The organism is Pseudoalteromonas sp. N1230-9, assembly GCF_032716425.1.
GTDB lineage: Bacteria > Pseudomonadota > Gammaproteobacteria > Enterobacterales > Alteromonadaceae > Pseudoalteromonas.
The window spans coordinates 627888-646798 of record NZ_CP090420.1 but is presented as its reverse complement, the minus strand read 5'-3'; the positions used below and the strand labels follow the sequence as shown (position 1 = coordinate 646798).

General features: G+C 40.0%; 19 protein-coding genes and 1 pseudogene. 7 read left to right on the top strand and 13 right to left on the bottom strand.

Features of this window, described 5'->3' with window-relative positions; genetic code table 11:
- Nucleotides 1-109: 109 nt before the first annotated feature.
- The 4 genes from arsJ to LY624_RS20185 all read right to left on the bottom strand — a co-directional run bounded on the left by arsJ (nt 110) and on the right by LY624_RS20185 (nt 4152).
- Entirely contained in the window at nt 110-1318 is a 1209-nt protein-coding gene (arsJ, locus tag LY624_RS20200; RefSeq protein ID WP_341804492.1) for an organoarsenical effux MFS transporter ArsJ, read from the bottom strand.
- A 5-nt stretch (nt 1319-1323) separates the two neighbouring features.
- On the bottom strand, nt 1324-2334 hold the full coding sequence (locus tag LY624_RS20195; protein WP_341804491.1) for an ArsJ-associated glyceraldehyde-3-phosphate dehydrogenase: 1011 nt from the start codon (nt 2332-2334) through the stop codon (nt 1324-1326).
- Nucleotides 2335-2410: 76 nt separating this feature from the next.
- A complete protein-coding gene (locus LY624_RS20190) occupies nt 2411-3130 on the bottom strand; it encodes a metalloregulator ArsR/SmtB family transcription factor (protein WP_341804887.1) in 720 nt (239 codons plus the stop codon).
- A 212-nt stretch (nt 3131-3342) separates the two neighbouring features.
- Nucleotides 3343-4152 (bottom strand): sulfite exporter TauE/SafE family protein, encoded by an 810-nt coding sequence (locus LY624_RS20185; protein WP_341804490.1) that lies wholly within the window; start codon nt 4150-4152, stop codon nt 3343-3345.
- 371 nt (nt 4153-4523) lie between these two features.
- Here LY624_RS20185 and LY624_RS20180 point away from each other — a divergent pair, with 371 nt between their 5' ends.
- The 4 genes from LY624_RS20180 to LY624_RS20165 all read left to right on the top strand — a co-directional run bounded on the left by LY624_RS20180 (nt 4524) and on the right by LY624_RS20165 (nt 7804).
- On the top strand, nt 4524-5501 hold the full coding sequence (locus tag LY624_RS20180) for a DUF1852 domain-containing protein (protein WP_341804489.1): 978 nt from the start codon (nt 4524-4526) through the stop codon (nt 5499-5501).
- An 11-nt stretch (nt 5502-5512) separates the two neighbouring features.
- Complete coding sequence (locus LY624_RS20175) at nt 5513-6541, top strand: methionine synthase (RefSeq protein ID WP_341804488.1); 1029 nt, start codon at nt 5513-5515, stop codon at nt 6539-6541.
- Nucleotides 6542-6808: 267 nt separating this feature from the next.
- Nucleotides 6809-7318 (top strand): M23 family metallopeptidase, encoded by a 510-nt coding sequence (locus LY624_RS20170; protein ID WP_341804487.1) that lies wholly within the window; start codon nt 6809-6811, stop codon nt 7316-7318.
- Between the two features lie 150 nt (nt 7319-7468).
- Entirely contained in the window at nt 7469-7804 is a 336-nt protein-coding gene (locus LY624_RS20165; RefSeq protein WP_130151903.1) for a hypothetical protein, read from the top strand.
- Nucleotides 7805-8035: 231 nt separating this feature from the next.
- On the opposite strand, the gene LY624_RS20160 is transcribed toward LY624_RS20165, so the two are convergent.
- The 7 genes from LY624_RS20160 to LY624_RS20130 all read right to left on the bottom strand — a co-directional run bounded on the left by LY624_RS20160 (nt 8036) and on the right by LY624_RS20130 (nt 12079).
- Nucleotides 8036-8431 carry a hypothetical protein gene (locus tag LY624_RS20160; RefSeq protein WP_341804486.1) on the bottom strand — a complete coding sequence of 132 codons (396 nt, stop codon included), beginning with the start codon at nt 8429-8431 and terminating at the stop codon, nt 8036-8038.
- A 77-nt stretch (nt 8432-8508) separates the two neighbouring features.
- Entirely contained in the window at nt 8509-9405 is an 897-nt protein-coding gene (locus LY624_RS20155) for a hypothetical protein (RefSeq protein WP_341804485.1), read from the bottom strand.
- 138 nt (nt 9406-9543) lie between these two features.
- Nucleotides 9544-9936: a hypothetical protein gene (locus LY624_RS20150; RefSeq protein WP_341804484.1), complete on the bottom strand. Its 393-nt coding sequence runs from the start codon at nt 9934-9936 to the stop codon at nt 9544-9546.
- 129 nt (nt 9937-10065) lie between these two features.
- Complete coding sequence (locus LY624_RS20145) at nt 10066-10530, bottom strand: nuclear transport factor 2 family protein (RefSeq protein ID WP_341804483.1); 465 nt, start codon at nt 10528-10530, stop codon at nt 10066-10068.
- Between the two features lie 122 nt (nt 10531-10652).
- Entirely contained in the window at nt 10653-11042 is a 390-nt protein-coding gene (locus LY624_RS20140; RefSeq protein ID WP_341804482.1) for a hypothetical protein, read from the bottom strand.
- A 121-nt stretch (nt 11043-11163) separates the two neighbouring features.
- Nucleotides 11164-11664 carry a hypothetical protein gene (locus LY624_RS20135; protein ID WP_341804481.1) on the bottom strand — a complete coding sequence of 167 codons (501 nt, stop codon included), beginning with the start codon at nt 11662-11664 and terminating at the stop codon, nt 11164-11166.
- Between the two features lie 121 nt (nt 11665-11785).
- Nucleotides 11786-12079 carry a hypothetical protein gene (locus tag LY624_RS20130; RefSeq protein WP_341804480.1) on the bottom strand — a complete coding sequence of 98 codons (294 nt, stop codon included), beginning with the start codon at nt 12077-12079 and terminating at the stop codon, nt 11786-11788.
- Nucleotides 12080-12302: 223 nt separating this feature from the next.
- Here LY624_RS20130 and LY624_RS20125 point away from each other — a divergent pair.
- Nucleotides 12303-13274: pseudogene (locus LY624_RS20125) on the top strand (integron integrase).
- 195 nt (nt 13275-13469) lie between these two features.
- On the opposite strand, the gene LY624_RS20120 reads toward LY624_RS20125, so the two are convergent.
- A complete protein-coding gene (locus LY624_RS20120) occupies nt 13470-13679 on the bottom strand; it encodes a hypothetical protein (RefSeq protein WP_237119239.1) in 210 nt (69 codons plus the stop codon).
- Between the two features lie 497 nt (nt 13680-14176).
- On the opposite strand from LY624_RS20120, the gene LY624_RS20115 reads away from it, so the two are divergent.
- Nucleotides 14177-14656: a hypothetical protein gene (locus tag LY624_RS20115; RefSeq protein WP_341804479.1), complete on the top strand. Its 480-nt coding sequence runs from the start codon at nt 14177-14179 to the stop codon at nt 14654-14656.
- Here LY624_RS20115 and LY624_RS20110 read toward each other — a convergent pair.
- Complete coding sequence (locus LY624_RS20110; RefSeq protein WP_341804478.1) at nt 14653-15858, bottom strand: anhydro-N-acetylmuramic acid kinase; 1206 nt, start codon at nt 15856-15858, stop codon at nt 14653-14655. The genes LY624_RS20115 and LY624_RS20110 overlap by 4 nt on opposite strands.
- 260 nt (nt 15859-16118) lie before the next feature.
- On the opposite strand from LY624_RS20110, the gene LY624_RS20105 reads away from it, so the two are divergent.
- The gene (locus LY624_RS20105) at nt 16119-18854 is read left to right on the top strand and encodes a TonB-dependent receptor domain-containing protein (RefSeq protein WP_341804477.1); all 2736 of its coding nucleotides are present in this window, start codon (nt 16119-16121) and stop codon (nt 18852-18854) included.
- The last annotated feature ends 57 nt before the right edge of the window (nt 18855-18911 follow it).

Below are 18911 nucleotides of genomic sequence, written 5' to 3'. Positions count from 1 at the left end.
AGTATGAAGTGTAAAGCTGTAGACAGGTCAAATATTTTTGCAAAATAATTTAAGAAAATAAGGTAAGCAAGAAAGCATGCTTACCTTTGTAGGGCGTGTTTAGGTTTAACTAAATTTGTTTTGGCAATTTAGTCGAAATAAGGGCAGTAATAACAATAAATAACAGTGAGATAGCCAAACAGGCTGCTAAGCCATAAAGCTGAAACACTAAGCCCGACAACACAGTACCAATTAAGCGTCCCATGGCATTGGCCATATAGTAAAAACCGACATCCAGTGATACGCCATCGGCATCAGCCATGCTAACAATTAAGTAGCTGTGCAAAGATGAGTTAATCGCGAAGACCACGCCGAACAACATCAGTCCGCCTATCAGCATTGGTTTTACTGCCCAGTCAAAACCAATAGCAAGGGCAATGGCTAAGGTGACTAAAGCAAGCAATGATGCCCACTTAACTGTTTCTGCGCTTGGTGATGTTTGCTTATTAAGCTTAATGATTTTAGGTGCAAAAGATTGCACTACCCCATAACCTATGATCCACGCAGCTATAAAAGCCCCCACGGTCCAATGATCCCAACCAAAGGCTTGTGATAAAAACACCGGAAGTGCAACTACAAACCAAACATCACGCGCACCAAACAAAAACAACCTTGCGGCTGACAAGATATTGATTGAACTACTTTTTGAAAATATCTCGTTAAACTTAGGTTTGTTTTTAGCTTTGCCTAAATCATTTTTAAGTGCATAAATACTAAAACACCACACCACCAGCAAAATGGCAGCCATGGTTAGCATTGCGCCTTTAAACGACATTAATGTCAGTAGTAAGCCACCTAAAAAGAAGCCCACACCTTTTAAGGCGTTTTTAGAGCCTGTTAGTATCGCTACCCATTTAAACAAGGTGCCTTCTTGGCCACTGGCAACCAGCATTTTGATTGAGCTTTTAGCGCTCATTTTATTGAGGTCTTTGGCAATCCCCGACAGCGCCTGCGCTAACATCACATAGGCAACACTCAGCCATTCAGGAGGGACTGCCAACATGAACAAGGCTACAACCTGTATAGCAAGGCCAATGTTCATGGTTTTGTTTAAACCAAGCCTTGCGCCTAAATAACCGCCCACTAAGTTAGTGACAACACCAAAAATCTCATAAAACAAAAACAGCACGGCAATGCTCAAAGGCGAGTAGCCAAGCGCATGAAAATGCAGTACCACCAACATTCTCAATGCGCCATCTGTTAGCGTAAATGCCCAGTAATTCCCGGTAACAATTAAGTACTGCTTTATATCAGCGGGAAGATTAGCCAAACGCGTCATTGCTTTTAACCTTGTAGTGATCGTGCAACTTTACGGGCAAGTTCGGCAGTGCGGTTTGCATAACCCCATTCGTTATCGTACCAAACATACAGCTTAACTTGCGTCTCGTTGACAACCATGGTTGATAGCGCATCAACAATGCTTGAGCGTGGGTCGGTTTTGTAATCAATAGAAACAAGTGGCTTTTCTTCATACCCTAAAATACCTTTTAGCTCGCCTTCTGCGGCTTCTTGCATCCACTGATTAATTTGCTCAGCAGTAGTTGGCTTTGTCACCTCAAACACACAGTCAGTGATTGATGCATTTGCTAAAGGAACACGAACCGCGTGGCCGTTTAATTTGCCTTTAAGTTCAGGGAAAATATGTGTAATCGCCGTTGCTGAGCCGGTTGTAGTTGGAATTAAGCTCATGCCACATGCGCGAGCACGGCGTAAATCTTTATGGGGCGCATCTAAGATAGTTTGCGTATTAGTGATATCGTGAATAGTGGTCATTGAACCATGTTTGATACCAATTTTTTCTTGCAGTACTTTAACCACAGGTGCTAAACAGTTGGTAGTGCATGATGCTGCTGTAACAATATCGTGCTGCTGTACATCGTATAAATCATCATTTACACCCATCACTATATTCAGCACGCCGTCTTCTTTTACAGGGGCAGTTACAACAACTTTTTTCACACCTTGATCAAGGTAGGCTTGCAGTAATTCGGTTTTTTTCATCACGCCAGAGGCTTCAATAACGATATCGCAACCAGACCAATCTGTGTCTGCAATTGCTTTATTTTGTGTGACGTTAATTTCATGGCCATCGATGATCACAGCATTTTCGTTACTTTCAACCTCATGAGGCCAAATACCGTGTACCGAATCATATTTTAGTAAGTGAGCCAGTGTTGCTGCATCGCCCGCAGGGTCATTAATTTGCACAAACTCAACGTCGTCCCATGCAAACGCTGCTCTTAGCGATAAACGACCCATACGGCCAAAACCATTAATGCCTACTTTAATTGCCATTGTTAAGCTCCTACTTTTTGAAATTGTCTAACTTGTTTTACAGGGTTTGCCGACAGTTAACAGTAAACCGCTTTGTTTAATTACAACAGCGAGCAACACGGGTTGGGCGATCATCTCCCATCGCATTTAGCCTTGCTAACTCGTTTTCTATGAAATTTGGTTCGTTTACCACGGTCGAGGTAATTGTTTGTTTCATCCATATTGGTAAGGTCGGATTTAAAGAGTAAAACACCCACTGCTGGTGTTTTCTATCCGACAAAATGCCCTGCTTTTTCAGCTGCGCTAAATGCCTTGAAACCTTTGGTTGGCTTTGCTCATTAAGTGCCGTCATTAATTCACACACGCAAACCTCTTGCTCAACGGCGATAAGTAATAAGCTTTTTAAACGAATATCATCTGCAAGCGCTTTATAAAATGTGGTTGGCGAAATCGATGCTGGTTTTTCTTTTTTATGGGATTGCACAAACTGTTTAATTCGCTCATTGATCTCTTGCAAGGTTTTTTCGAATGCGTGAGGTTCGGAGCGAGTTTTAGGATCTGCAAAATCCCACGCAAGGCAGTGATTACCATCGACTCGGTTGGCACATTCTTTTGCAGCGTCATCACATAAGGTAATGACATAATCAAAGTGTGTATGCAAAAACTCATTAATATGCTTTGAATAAAAACCATCGGTATTTAAACCAAAATGCGCTATTGCAGCCAAAGTGCGTTCATCAACTACTGATGGCTGAGTACCCGCACTGTGTACTTCAAACTTATCTTTACCATGATGTTTAAGTAATGCTTCAGCCATAATTGAGCGTGCTGAGTTTTCTGTACAAAGGAATAGAATGTTCACGGCTCACTCCATAACAATTTTGTTATATAATATTTTTGTTATATCAATAGTGCAAGCACTATCTCCGTTTCTAAATAAATCGCTCCTACTGTAAATAAAAAAAGCAGCGTAGCTGCTGCTTCTTGAAAACATGAAAGTTTAACTTTCGATACTCGAATAGTATCGAATTAACGCAATAACATATTAATAGCCATAATGATTAAAAGCGCAGCAAACACTTTTTTAACTGTGGATACTGGCAAGTGATGCGTTGCTTTTGCACCTAATGGCGCGGTAAACCACGAAGTACACACAATACCGAACAAAGCTGGTAAATAAACAAAACCAGCAAAGCCCTCTTTTAACGTAAAGTACTGACTGCCCGAACTGATGTAACCCACTGAGCCAAATAGTGCAATAACAATACCGCACGCCGAGGCGCAACCAATGGCTTTTTTCATATCGACCGAGAAAAACGTGAGTAACGGTACTAACACGGCACCACCACCAATGCCTATCATGGCAGATAAACCGCCCGTAATTGTTGTATAAAGCGTTAAAAGCCCTTTATTCGGTAATGCGCGAGTTGTTTGGGCATCATTTTTACTGCCAAAAATCATTTTCAATGCAATAAGCACCACACTTACTGCAAAGACAATTCGTACCACATCTTGCGGTAATAATGCTGCTAAGAAGCCACTTATCAGTGCGCCTAATGCAACTCCTGTCATAACCCAAGGAGCTAATTGCCAAGGCACATTGCCATTTTTATGATGGGCAATAGCTGATGACGTTGAAGTAAAAAGGATTGATGCGAGCGATGTTGCAATAGCCACCAGCACAACTTGTTCCGCTGGTAAAATCTGAAAATGCAGCAGTATCATACTTAATATCGGCACGATCACTAAGCCACCACCGATCCCCAAGAGCCCTGCCAAAAAGCCAACACCACTGCCGAGTATCGCGCAGGCTAGTATTAACACGATTAATTCATTCATTTTACTTGTCTTTGTTATTTGTTGGGAGCTGAGTATAACAACTAAAAGCAGCACAAATGACTATGAAGCCAATGATAAGTGGTGAATATTACTCACGTTTTATATGAAAAAATTACAACACCGTTAAAAACATCTAGCCATCTAGACATTTAAAAATGTTTTTTCAGATATTATCCTCTCTTTGCTGCTCAATAAACTAATTCCTCCATTTAGGTATGAATCAAATTCATGTTTTACCTGAAATAAAAACGTTTTTCTTCATGGTGCTGGGCACGTATAAATAGATACCCAAGCCACCTCAAGGTTAATGACCTAGCAATTAAAGGAAGGTGAGCAGCAATCATTTATCTCAGGACATTAGGTACATTGCCATGAAACACAATTTCTCATTTACAATTAAGAGTATTCGTCTTGACGAAAATTACCATCCGTCAAACAGCACCCGTATTACCACTAACTTCGCTAACCTAGCACGTGGCGAAAGTCGCCAGCAAAACTTACGTAATGCATTAAAAATGATAGATAACCGTTTCAATGCACTGGCAAGTTGGGATAATCCACAAGGCAACCGCTATTCTGTTGAGCTTGAAATTGTCTCAGTTGATTTAGATATTGCTGGTGGTGGTGAAGCGTTTCCTTCAATTGAAGTTTTAAAGACCAACATCATTGACCATAAAACCAATGAACGTATTGAGGGAATTGTTGGTAACAACTTCTCATCATATGTCCGTGATTATGATTTTAGTGTGTTATTACTTGATCACAATAAAAGCAGAGAAGAATTTAGCATTCCAGATAACTTTGGCGATCTACACGGTAAGTTATTTAAATACTTTATTGATTCAGAAACTTATAAACAGCACTTCAAAAAGCCTCCGGTTATTTGCCTAAGCGTTTCTGACAATAAAACATATCACCGTACTGAAAATCACCACCCTGTTTTAGGTGTCGAGTATCAACCTAATGAATCGTCACTCACAGAACAGTATTTCAAAAAGATGGGCTTACAAGTTCGTTACTTTATGCCACCAAACAGCGTTGCACCTTTAGCATTCTATTTCTTTGGTGACTTATTGAATGATTACACTAATTTAGAGCTAATCAGCACAATCAGTACCATGGAAACATTCCAAAAGATTTATCGACCGGAGATCTATAACGCAAACGCCGTAGCGGGTAGCAAGTATCAACCAAATTTACGAAATGCCGATCACTCTATCACACAGATAGTTTATGACCGCGAAGAACGTAGCCAACTTGCCATTGCTCAAGGTAAGTTTACTGAACAGCACTTTATTAAGCCTTATCAATCAGTTTTGGAACAGTGGTCGGCTAACTACGCGATTTAATGAGAGTTAACATGAAAAAATTATTACCAACATCGACAGCGGGCAGCTTACCAAAACCTTCTTGGCTCGCTGAACCCGAAACTCTATGGTCGCCATGGAAGTTACAAGGTGCAGAGCTTATTGATGGCAAACAAGATGCACTACGTGTAGCCCTGCAAGAGCAACAACAGGCTGGCGTTGATATTGTCAGCGACGGTGAGCAAACACGCCAACACTTTGTAACCACCTTTATTGAACATTTGAATGGTGTTGACTTTGAAAACCGTAAAACAGTTACTATTCGCAATCGCTACGAAGCAAGTGTGCCAAGCGTCGTTGGGCCGGTATCACGCAGCAAGTCAGTGTTTGTTGAAGACGCTAAATTTTTACGTTCACAAACCAAACAACCAATAAAATGGGCACTGCCAGGCCCTATGACCATGATAGACACCTTGTATGACGCGCACTATCAAAGCCGAGAAAAGCTGGCATGGGAATTTGCCAAAATACTCAATCAAGAAGCCAAAGAGCTCGAAGCCGCGGGCGTTGATATTATCCAATTTGATGAGCCTGCGTTTAATGTATTTTTTGATGATGTAAATGACTGGGGCATTAAGTGCCTAGAAAGAGCAATCGAAGGCTTAAAATGTGAAACAGCCGTACACATTTGCTACGGCTATGGCATCAAAGCAAACACTGATTGGAAACAAACGCTTGGGAATGAATGGCGTCAATACGAAGAAGTGTTTCCAAAACTACAAAAATCGAATATCGATATTATTTCGCTGGAGTGTCACAACTCTCGCGTACCTATTGAACTGCTTGAACTTATTCGCGGTAAAAAAGTAATGGTTGGTGCAATTGATGTGGCAACCACTGATATTGAAACACCCGATGAAGTGGCTGCAACGTTGCGCGAAGCTCTCAAATATGTAGACGCTGACAAGCTTTACCCCTGCACCAACTGCGGTATGGCACCACTTTCAAGAGATGTAGCTACGGCTAAACTAAGTGCACTTAGTCAAGGTGCTGAAATCGTAAGAGCTGAATTAGGCGCGTAGTTAATAAGCTCGCTCCCCACGTTATTATTTAATCTACAAATTAATCGATTCATCAACAGTGCTTCATCATAGCTTGAAGCACTTTCTTCCCTTTTACGGCTCACGCTTTAAACTAAAGATAAAATTCACTCTAAAGTACATAAAATTCCCTCCTCATTATGAGCCGGAGTGTTCCAAACAACAGGTGGCGTTGTTTTGTATTGTTTTTTAGACTATTAATGAGTTTAATGGGTCAGCTTTAATTAAAAATATGTCATGGATAAGACAATGAAATACATAAAATATAGTTTCCTTACTTTAGGCTTGATAATCTTAATTGGTATGTTGATACCAGAAAAAACCATTATTCCTGTTGAAGGAGCGACACCGAATGATTGGAACCATGAAACTTTTTGGTTCGAGCCTTGGGGCTCTTCTGTTGTACATAAAGGTATTGATATATTTGGCAAGAAGGGAACCACCGTTTCTGCTGCAAGCTCTGGTATTGTTGTTTTTTCGGGTCATTTCAACAAGGGTGGTAAGGCTATTGCTATTTTAGGGCCAAAGTGGCGTATTCATTACTTCTCTCACCTAGATAGCCTTTCAGTCGCGAGTGGGAGCCTTGTTAAAATAGGTGATACCATCGGCACATTAGGTAATTCTGGTAACGCAATTGGTAAACCGTCACACGTTCACTATTCAATTTTATCTCTGCTACCACTTCCTTGGTTAATGACAAATGAAACCCAAGGATGGAAGAAGATGTTCTATCTAAACCCTCATAAAAAACTACTGTAAAGAGCTGAATTAATTACTCCTTCTACTATTTTATTAACCCTTATTCAGAGAGGGTTAACCAAAAATCTGCAAAATAGCGTTGGCTAGATTTATTATTCTTTGCTAGATTTTAGTTGTACCCAATGGATGGGCAAATATTGAGGGATTAATATGAATGAGTTCGATATTTTCATTAAAAATATAGTCATGGATTACATTCGAGACCATGGTACTTGCAGTGATATTTGTGAAGAAAATGAACAGTTAACCTTCTACGTTGACATAGAAAACCCTGATAACGTCATCTCACATCAACAGTTTAAAGTCACCTACCCTATTACTTACTCAATTCAGTCAGCTATTAAACATGAAGTTGATTTACTGAGGTATTTAGACTCTGGCGAAATAAGAACACCGTTTACAACCGATATCGTCGAAGTACTTAAGTCGGAACTCGAGTCGTTCATGTACAGCAATAAACCTAAAGGTGAATACCAGATTTATTGATGGTTTTGTTGTGCTCCTAGATGGCTCATAAGCGACCTTAACCTATTAGCTCTAAATCGTTAAATGGCAAAAGCTGAGTTATATTTAAAACCCGTTGATGGACATTTTCGATTTAGGACTGAAATTCAGTAACGCTAAGCTAAGCGGCACAAAATAGCAGACTAAAATTTGCGACGAAGGAGCACAGCCTGCTGTTTTGTGTCCTTTGTTTAACGGCCTTGTTAGCTGCGCTTACTCTATTCTGCTAATGACCTCAACTCTTGAATTGTTTGGGCAGTAAATTTCAAGTGTTTCAGAATGAGAGTTTGTTTTACCCCAAGTACGTTCTATATGCCATGCAGGCAATTCCTCAGAATCTTCGTCCGAAGGGCTAACTGCGAAGGACCAATGACCACTGTAAAAGCAATGAATGAGAACTCCTTGAGATTCATTAGGCGCACTAATCTCCAGAGTGCAAACGTAGCCTATTTCACTTAGTTTAGGGTTAGAAGTGACATTAAACTCGTTCACCTCACAATCAATGCCCTCGCAACAAACCATTCTGTCACTAGCTCCCCAAAATATTGCTTTCTTGCCTAGAGGCTGTAGCTCTTTAGCTTGCTCTTTGCTCTTTTTCTTAAAAAACACCTTGGGACTCCATGTGCAGCTAACAACTGCATCAGCTGCGCCAAAGGCGTCACCTGGATGAACTTGTTAGTTGCGTCTTATTCCAGCCTGAATGCCTCATAAAGATGTTCTAACATCTCATCTTCAGGCCATTTGTATCTTACTTTGAGATCGTAATACATCGCTCTTAGAGCCGGAAAAAACTCTATTCGAAACTTAGCATCATCAGAATAAGCAGAACGCTCAAGTACAATTTCAGAAAGGTTTTCTAATATTTCTGAAAAATCTACATCTGAAAATCTTTCCCATAGTTTACACTCAATAATATCATGAAGTGTATAGGCGTCTAATGTTGCATTATTTTTTTCAAGAACTTGAGTTAAGCAGCAGAGAACAAAATATAGTTCATGAGGCTTATATTCAATTACTTCTTGTTTGGCTCGACTACGTACATAATCTTCTTTTCTAAGAAATGTGTCTACAAGTGCAGCAATTGTCTGAGGACTAAGATTTATAAAATTGAAGGCATATCTTGCGCCAATTACACGTACATTCTTTTCTTTAGAGAATTCATTTGTTATCGCAGATATACGCTTTGAATTTTTCTTAGAATCACCGCAGAGAATTATGTAATATCTCTCCATGTTTTCACTATAGTGATATCTCGCATCATGGTATCCCGCTTTCAACTGCTTGGAAAGGTCATTATTTTTATCATTGATTTCATTGTAAGATTTAACCTGAATGCCAACATACTTTTCAGGTTCATCTTCTGGTGTGATTTTCAATAAGACATCTACACCTTGGTCTCTTGGGCCTTGAACTATGTAAGATATACTTTCGTATTTTATGAAAGAATCACCAAGTAAATTTGTTTTTTCTTGGATTTTTTCGCATATTTGATCATGAGTGTATAAATTAAAATTCTCAGTATCACATTCATCCGCTTCTCGTAGACGGAGAAGCTCTTCAAATAATTTATCTATTGATAGCATTTAACTTCATTCTTGATGTTGAACTCTTAGCACCTAACGCTTTGCTAAGGGGCAATTAACGGTTGGCTATACTGACGCGAAGCGGCTAGCCAACTGTTAATTGTCCCTGTGAGTTTACGAACGAACTTGAGCAACTTGTTATATGCCACTTGCTAGAACGTAATGTTTAATAAAATAAAAAGCACCGTAAGGATACAAAATTATTTGAACCCAAAACATAGACCATGTGACTTTACCTAAGTGTGCAGCTAAAAATTTATTACAAGAATTAGGAGAGCGAAGTTTTAATGCTGTATATCTAAAATCGAGAAGTCGGCTAATTGTAGCAACACAACCAGCACCTGCACTTAAAGCCCAAATAATTAAGACACACTCTAATACGGCATTACCTTTAGCTGAAGTTATCAATAAATTAATGGCGTAAGCTAACGAGGCTACAGAGAAGCCCAGAAATAAATTGATTGAAAATGATAACTGGCTAACTCGATGATTTTGCCAGCGAGCATAACGCTCTCTTTGCTCGGGTGTCACGGTGCATCCTTTCTCTGTGGCATATAACGCCGCAATATGGGGCGTATAAAAGCTTGGCTAAAATTAGCGAAGAATGAGCGCCAGCCAAGCTTTAGACGTCCCATTTATAATTACCTTGTTAGGCATACATTAACCGTGGTGTCGGCGGATATGCTTTATTAAACCTGATTCGTTGAATTCTAATGAGACAATATTAGTTTTAGTATATTCAATGGTTTTATCTAAATGTGCAGGCTTAACTTTACCCATTTCAGTCATTTTAATAAAAACAACATTAGCCCCTACCATAATTTCGTTTATCTCAATATTGCTGTTTATAACTTCATCTTTTAGTTTACCAACCATATCTGAACGGAGTTTTGTTTTATAAGTATACGTAAACTTAAACTTAACATGTTCATCGATGAAATTATCAGATAATAGCGATATATAATGGTCAATCTCTTTAGTGGTTGTATTTGGTTGTTGGCGTGCATTTTTGGCTGATACAAATGCCTTTGCTTTTTCGATTAACTGATCTGCCGTGAACTTGTCATTTGCAGAAGTTGAAAAAGATAAAATAAGGGATATGAATACTAAAGTTAATTTTTTCACTAAACTCTCCTTGTATGCCTAACGCCGCAATATGGGGCGTATAAATGCTTGGCTAAAATTAACGAAGAATGAGCGCCAGCCAAGCTTTAGACGTCCCATCTATAATTGCCTTGTTAGCATTACTACAGCGGCACTCTTAATAACGGCATTGGTATACCAAGTTCAGATGCTACCCAATATACAAGCATGATAGAAAAACCAATAGTCAAAGTTGTAATACCTTTAAATAGAGTATTTCTAATTTGAGATTTACGCTCCATTCTATTTATTAGCATTTCTTCATTCGTTAACTTTTCATAGTGGTTATAAAGTCTACTATATGAACCAGTAACATTATTTTTGTATGTTTGATCTGTAGGATCTTTCAACGCTATGTCCACTGACTTATTAAAGTGCTCTATATTATCAAAATCAGCCTTATAAAAGCCCAGTAGCCTTTTAGTTGTATGGTGTAATGAAGAATTACCGTCACCTAATTTGGGTGCTGGTCGAGACGGGTTTTGAATATTCACCAGTGACTGATTCCTTGTAATGCTAACGCCTTGCTAAGAAGCGGAAAACGCTTGGCTAAAATTAGCGACGAAGGAGCGCAAGCCTGCTGTTTTGCGTCCTTTGGTTAAAGCGTTTGTTAGGTTACCAATGCTCCAGACAATGTAGACCTACCTTCTCAGCACATGACTCGATGATGGGTCTAACACTCAGATCTTTTAAATAAAACACATTTGTGTCGTCATAACCTTCGAAATAGACCGCATTTAACCTAGGAAGAATAACTTGATACATCCCCATATCAGTTTGCCGCAAATACATAGATTGAGCATGATCTGATAGGAATGATTTAAACCTAGGTTTGTCACCTTTTAACCCACGAAAACGAAAAGTTAAGATTTCTGTTTGCTCGGATAACAAGTGATTAAAGCTCTCAAATATTGAAGCTCTTCGCACAATTTCGTTTGCGTCAAGATCACCTAATAATTCCATTGCTTCGTCACGATCAAGCCAATGGTCAAAAATAGAGACTGCTAAGTAAGTATACTCTTTCGTTTCGTTAACTTGAGCTAGATCTATAAGCTTTGGAAATTGTTTCTCCAATGTTTTTTGACGTTGTTTACTCACATTTAAAAACTTACGCATAACTTCAAAAGTAACCTAACGCCGCAATATGGGGCGCATAAAAGCTTGGCTAAAATAGGAACGAAGTGACGCAAGCCAAGCTTTTTGCGTCCCATCATTATTGCATTGTTATGCAACACATTCACAAATGTTTCGTTGCCTTTCGGCTCATTTTCTTGCGAACTTCAGCTTGGCAACCTGCACAAATTTTTATTGTTTTACCGTTATTAGTAAATTTGTACACTGAGTTTTTAAACTCCTGATTACACAAACCACAAAATTTATCGCCATCAGTGATTTTCTTATATATGTAAGCAGCAACTAAAAGATAAGAAAGAATTCCGATTACCACTTGACCAAAAGAAGTAAAAATAACCAACCAAGGTATGAAGAAAAATATTAATCCAAGTAAATACAAAATATTTTTTATATTCATTGATGCCTCAGTGTTGCATAACAATTTAATATCGACCTAATGGGTCGTTTATCTGATTGAACCAGTTTTATCATACATCTTAAGCCATTTCCAAATAATAACATTTAGAAAAATCATCTTTTGACAAAAAGTAGAAAGCGACTCATTTGCTCGTTTTCTTGACTATGGGGGCAAAGTAGCCAAACTGTATATACGTACAGCATTAATTTTTATTGGAATAGTTATGAGAACACGCTCGCTATTTTTAAACTCAATCATAGATTACATGTTAACCAAACAATATTCTTTACGGTCGGTTGACACTTACCTGAAATGGATTGCTGGCTTTATTAATTATCACGACAAGCGGCACCCCTCATCTATGGGGGATAATGAGGTCGAAAAATATTTAGACTATTTGGTTTTGAAGAAAAATGTATCACCTAAAACCCAAGCGACGGCTTTAAATGCGCTGGTATTTTTATATAAACACATCATAAAACAAGAGTTATCGCCCGACCTTGTCTTTGTGCGTAGTAAAAAACAGCAAAAACTTCCGATTGTTATGACACCTGATGAAGTAAAATTGTTGATGTCATTTTTAGATAAACGCTATTACTTAATCGCTGGGTTAATGTATGGTAGCGGTTTACGCGTGATGGAGGCTGTCCAATTACGTGTTCAAGATATTGATTTTGATTATAAAAGCATTCGGATATGGAATGGTAAAGGTAATAAACATCGCATAGTGACTTTAGCCACTGAGTTAATTCCTTTATTAAGAAGTCAGATTATGCAGGCCAATGATTATCTGCTGCTTGATATAAAGAACGAGAAATTCGCGGGAGTTTGAATGCCTAATACCCTTGCTCGTAAATATCCATCCGCAAATAAATCTCTGGCATGGCAATATTTGTTTCCCTCTTATAAATTAAGTGCAGATCCACAAACAGGTGAAATTAGACGACATCATTTTTATCCCACAGGGGTGCGCAAAGCGATTAAAAAAGCTGCGTTAAAAGCACAACTGACTAAACCAATTACACCTCATACGCTAAGACACTCGTTCGCAACGCATTTACTACAAAGTGGAGCAGATATTCGTACTGTGCAAAGCCAACTCGGTCACTCAGACGTTAAAACAACACAAATATATACCCATGTTTTACAACAAGGTGCTAATGGAGTGGTAAGCCCATTGAGTAAGCTACTCTAATGAAGCAATTTTCAGCTATTAGTTCTTGCTCATTAAATAGACCTGAAGTTATGACTTAATTTAGTGGTAGTTAACGTCTGCTATTGGGAAATGTGGCTTTAATAAATAGAAAGCGTTAGCTTCCGCTTTTCGCTCATTTGAGACACATAGAGTTTTTATACTAACGCGCAAAGGGGCCAAAATGCGTTGCAGTTATTAAATGAGGAAGTGTTTTTCCTCATATTCTTCAACCAATGCAGCGAGCCTTTCAAGCTCGTCACCTTCTAGAGTTCCGGGTTCGGCTGCATCAAACAGTGATTCAATTCGCTTCAACGCGACCTTGTAATCACTTTCAGAAATTTCAAGGCCCAACTCATCCAATGTTACCTCAGCTAGTTCACCACTATGCGCAGTATTGGGTGTCATCCCCTCGACCAGTTCTTTTTCAGATCACCGTTTTTTGCTCACAACTCGTCTTTCCATTCAAAATGAGATTAGATAATTTATAGCATACTGAGTTATTAGCTACAGCGTAAGGTTTGTCCTGAAACACGCAATGGGGCATTTTTGAGTTAAGAGACAGCACAAAAAAGGCAGGTTTTTGATTAATCCAAACTGAGCTTTGTATTACCTCCAGTACTTGATATTTTAATTATGATTCATCTGTAGCTTTGAGGTAAATATACAGGTACTACGCCTTATCAGAAAACCCCAAATATCGATATTTCCCTCCACCCTAAAACCCTTACCAGACAAGACTTTCTATTCCAATCTTGTCAGAAACCATTCCAGTTTTGGAACAGAAAGAACAAAGTTAAACAGACTCTACAATAAATAATACGCTTTATGACAATAGTCATAATTCTGTCATTTAACTGATCAATAATTGACGCTAATTTAATCACCCACGTAATGAAGAAGTAATGGACAGTGCCTTGGTGCAACTTTCGTTTGCACTCCCCTCTAGTGACGATCCTATGTGTGCTGCACTTGCGCATACTGTAGAATATGAACAATTGCATTTTATTGCCGATGAGCAAAAGCGTGTCGTATTTTGCTGCGTGCTACCAGATGATGCTCATCAGGGCGATGTAATCTCTATCAGTGCAACACATCCTGATGCGCGAGAGTCTGCCTATTTTACTGCCCATACACTGACGCAAAACGATTTAGAGCAGCACGTTATTATGCTTACACTAAATAATGTGACGCATAGCGGCGAGTTTGTATTGCAACTCATGCTACATGGCAAGCATGCCACCTTAAAAGACAGTGCGCAGTTTGATGTGAGCCTTGCTACTAGCAGCTGTACAGCTGAAAACTTAACTAAACAGCAAGATAAAACGCAAAGTTTACGCCATTACATTAGTAGTATTGGCGCTAGCTTATTGGCTTTTTTTTAGTCAGCAAAGCTAATTTTCCCCATGGTAATATCGGGGATCCCTTGCTCGGTATTACCAAATCGCTGTTGCCCACCCGACAAACATTCATTTGCTAAAATAGCAAATAACACCGCCTCTTTGGCATCAGGGTTTATACCTAATTCATCTGTGTTTTTGATAGCTGAAAGTTGTGGGCAGTTGTCTAAAATAACTTTCATTAATAATGGGTTATGTACCCCACCACCACTTGCATACACTGCAACTTGACTAAGGCCGTCACTACATTGAGTAATTGCTTTGGCAATCATTAACCCAGAAAAATGCACCAGTGTTGCCATGACATCAAAGTGAGACAAGTGCTCGGTGTTGGTACGTGCTTGGGCCGCTGCTAAATAGTCTAAATTAAACACTTCGGGGCCTGTGGTTTTTGGAAAAGCAAGGCCGAAGAATACATTATCACAGAGCGCATTTAATAAAGATTCACTCACCTTTCCTTGGCTTGCTATTGCAGCATCTTTATCATAATGCAGCGGCGCAAAATGGCGCTGAATATATGCATCCATAATAGTATTGCCAGGGCCTATATCTGAGCTAAAAACAGCACGCGCATCGGCTGATTTAGGTAAATAAGTTAAGTTTGCAATACCGCCCATATTAAGCAATATGCGGTTTTCGCTGGTGCTTGTGAAATATAAATAGTCACCATACACCGCAAGGGGGGCACCTTCACCTCCTGCTGCAATGTGTTTTTGTCTAAAATCGCCAATCGTGGTAATTCCTGCTGCAACAGCAAGATGATCACTATCACCAATTTGTAATGTGGCATTGCCGTATTCTGGGCGCTTGTGCTGACTTTTTGGACAGTGATAAATCGTTTGTCCATGGCTTGCTATGACATCGACAAGCTCTTTCGCTACATTCCACTTGGCTAGGGTTTTTGCAACCATGTCACCATGTAATTGACCAATCCATGGGTTCAGTAGAGTCACCTCTTCAAGATCACACTCACGTTTTGCAAACACCCGTTTAACTCGTGACTTATAATCATCGTCGTAGTCAACTGTTGTGAATTTTATAACGTCAACATGGGTATTCATACCCTGTCCTGATACCTCACATAACGCGATATCGAGGCCGTCTAGTGAGGTTCCACTCATCAGACCAACAATTAATTTTTTTTCTTTTTTGGCGCTTAAGTACAGTTTTTCAATATGTTGATGCATAAATAAATCACTTAAAATCAGCTTTTTATATGAAAATAAACAAGCTTGGATGTTGGAATAGTTTATATTTTAAAATAATAGATTCAAAGAATAATTATTGCAAAGATTTTTAAATTGCTTTAAAACTGTACGAGTGAACTCCCCAAAAGGAGAACACGGAACGCATCATAACAAAAAGTATGACTCATTAAATTAACTAAATGGTCTAGGTAATAAGCCAACCAGCGTTGATTTAAATGATAAAACGCTAGGGAATCAACATGAAAGCAAAGACAACATCCACAACGCGCTCGCTTTTACTGCTCTCGCCACTTGCGATCGCAGTCAGTTCAATTATCGGCGTAGCCCATGCAGAAGAAGCAGAACAAGTAAAAAAGCCTGAAGTAATCACTGTAACAGGGTCGCGTATCCAACGTGCAGAGCTTGCCTCTAGCAGCCCTGTCGTCAGTGTTGACGAAGCGCAAATCCATCTCGACCGCGCGGTAAACGTAGAAGATATCACAGCAAAGCTGCCGCAAGCTGCGGCGGGTGCAAACAGCACGGGTGCAACAGTTGGTGACTCATTTGGCTCATCAACTATTGATTTACGCGGCCTTGGTCAAAACCGAACATTGGTACTTATTGACGGTACTCGCGCCGTACCATTTAGTTTTCGTAACTCAGTCGACGTAAATACCATTCCTGCTGGATTAATTAAACGCGTTGATGTATTAACTGGCGGAGCCGCGGCCGTTTACGGTGCCGATGCGGTGGCTGGTGTTGTCAACTTCGTTTTAGATGATGATTTTACTGGTGCGGAGTTTTCAACCAGCTATGAAAGTGCTGATGGCGGTAACGAAAAACTAAATTTCGAGGCGATTTTTGGTGGCGATATTGCTGATGGCCGTGGCCACATTACCGGTTATTTAGGTTACACAGAGCGTAAGGAGTTATTAGCAGGTGAACGTGATTATGCACTTGAAAACTCGACACCTTTAATTAATAGCGGTGGTTACTACACTGACGTAGCTTCTGGCAATAGCCTTGCAATTACCGATGCAGGTGCTGTAACAAATGAACGCCAAACTTCTGATTTTACTCCTCACCGCTACTTAACACAGCCAATGGATCGTTTCTCTGCTGGGTTACTATTTGATGTTGACGTAAGCGACAGTGCAATCGCTTATGGTCGAGCTATGTACTCAAAAGTAACTGTTAATGGTGCGGGAGCGAGTGGTCAAACACCTATTTTTGTTAATGAGCAAGTGACTCTTTCACAAGATAATGCTTATATCCCTGATGAGCTACGTGACCAACTAACATTTGACAGTGAAGGCAATGCCCTTGTTAATGTTGAACGTAATTTAGGTTTGGGTGTTCAACACACCAAAGCAGTGCGTGACTCAATGCAATTTCAATTGGGTTTAAAAGGCGATATTACTGACTACTTACGCTACGATGTATACGGTCAATATGGTAAAACCGATGAAGTTGCGACTATTTACAACAACGCTTACCGTAATGATAATAATGGCAACAGCCGCTTTGCTGCACTGGCAAACTCAGTGGATATTTTTGATCCGAACCATGATTTTAGTGACTTTAGCGATCCCCTGCTTTATACCACCCGCGACCGTACACAAAGTGTGATATCAGCAACCTTATCGGGTGATTCTGGGTTCCTATTTGAGTTACCAGCCGGTGCTATCGATTTTGCAATTGGTTATGAATACCGTAAAGAAACCGGTAAACAAACACCAGGCGATGCCTTTAGAAACGGCACCAGCTTTGCTTCAATTAGCGCGTTCGATATGGATGCAAGCTTTAGCTCAGAAGAGTTCTATGCCGAAATTTTAGTGCCAATTTTAGTTGACCAACCTTTTGCTGAAGAGCTTAGCTTTGAAGGTGCATACCGTATTTCTGATTATTCAAACACAGAAGCAGAAGACACCTACAAACTAGGTATCAACTGGGCAATTAACAGTGATATTCGTATTCGTGCAAACCGCTTAACGGCATTTAGAGCACCTAACTTAGGTGAATTTGCCAGCCCAATCACAGCACTTTCGTTATCGTTATTCGATCAAAACAGTGACCAATTTGTACCTCGTCTAGCAGGGCGTTATAACGGCGATCCTTGCTTATTAGGCACAGGTGATGCAACACAATGTGCAGCCTTTGGCGCACCTGCTGTTGGTACACAGTTCGATTCAAGCACCGCTGAGTATACCTACGGTGGCAACCCGAATATCAAACCAGAGCAAGCAGAGTCAGATACACTTGGCGTTGTATACACACCAAGTTATATAGACGGTTTTGATTTATCCGTTGATTACTACAGTATCCGTGTCACCGATGCTGTAAGCCAAATTCAACCAGGCGCAGCACTACAAAGCTGTTATATTGACGATCCGAACCCGAACAATCCATTGTGTGGTGCGGTACTTCGCGATCCGAATACAGGCTTTATTAGTACAGCGATCGTGAACGACTTTAACCTAGCCGCGATTGAACAAGAAGGTATTGACGTTGCAGTCAACTACGTGATTGATGCACCAGAGCAAATGGGTGGTCGTTTCAGGTTCTCGTATCAAGGTAACTTTGTTACAAAACAAACTCGCCAAAACAACAGTACAGTGCCAGAAATTGACTGTAAAGGCACTTATGGCAGTGCATGTTCTGGTGACTTTGCGAGTATTTTGCAAGCAGATTACAAACACCGTGCAAGCATTGATTGGCAGTTAGACGATATGAACTTCCAACTTGGCTGGCGCAGAATCGGCGAAGTTGAGTACGCTGTTGACCGCTCAGAAACTATTTCAGCGCAGAACTACTTAGATTTTGCTGCGGCTTGGCAAGTTAATGAGGAACTTGCGGTTAACTTTGGTGTCGATAACTTATTAGACCGTGAACCGCCAACACCTGAGGTAGGCGCAAACCACTTTAACACCGTGAGTGATTACAGTGTGATTGGCCGCTCAGTCGGGGTTTCACTAAGATATGCTCCAAGCTACTAATTGATCTTACTGTTTTAGCTACACAGGATTGATCCCCACAAGCGCACCCTGCCCGGT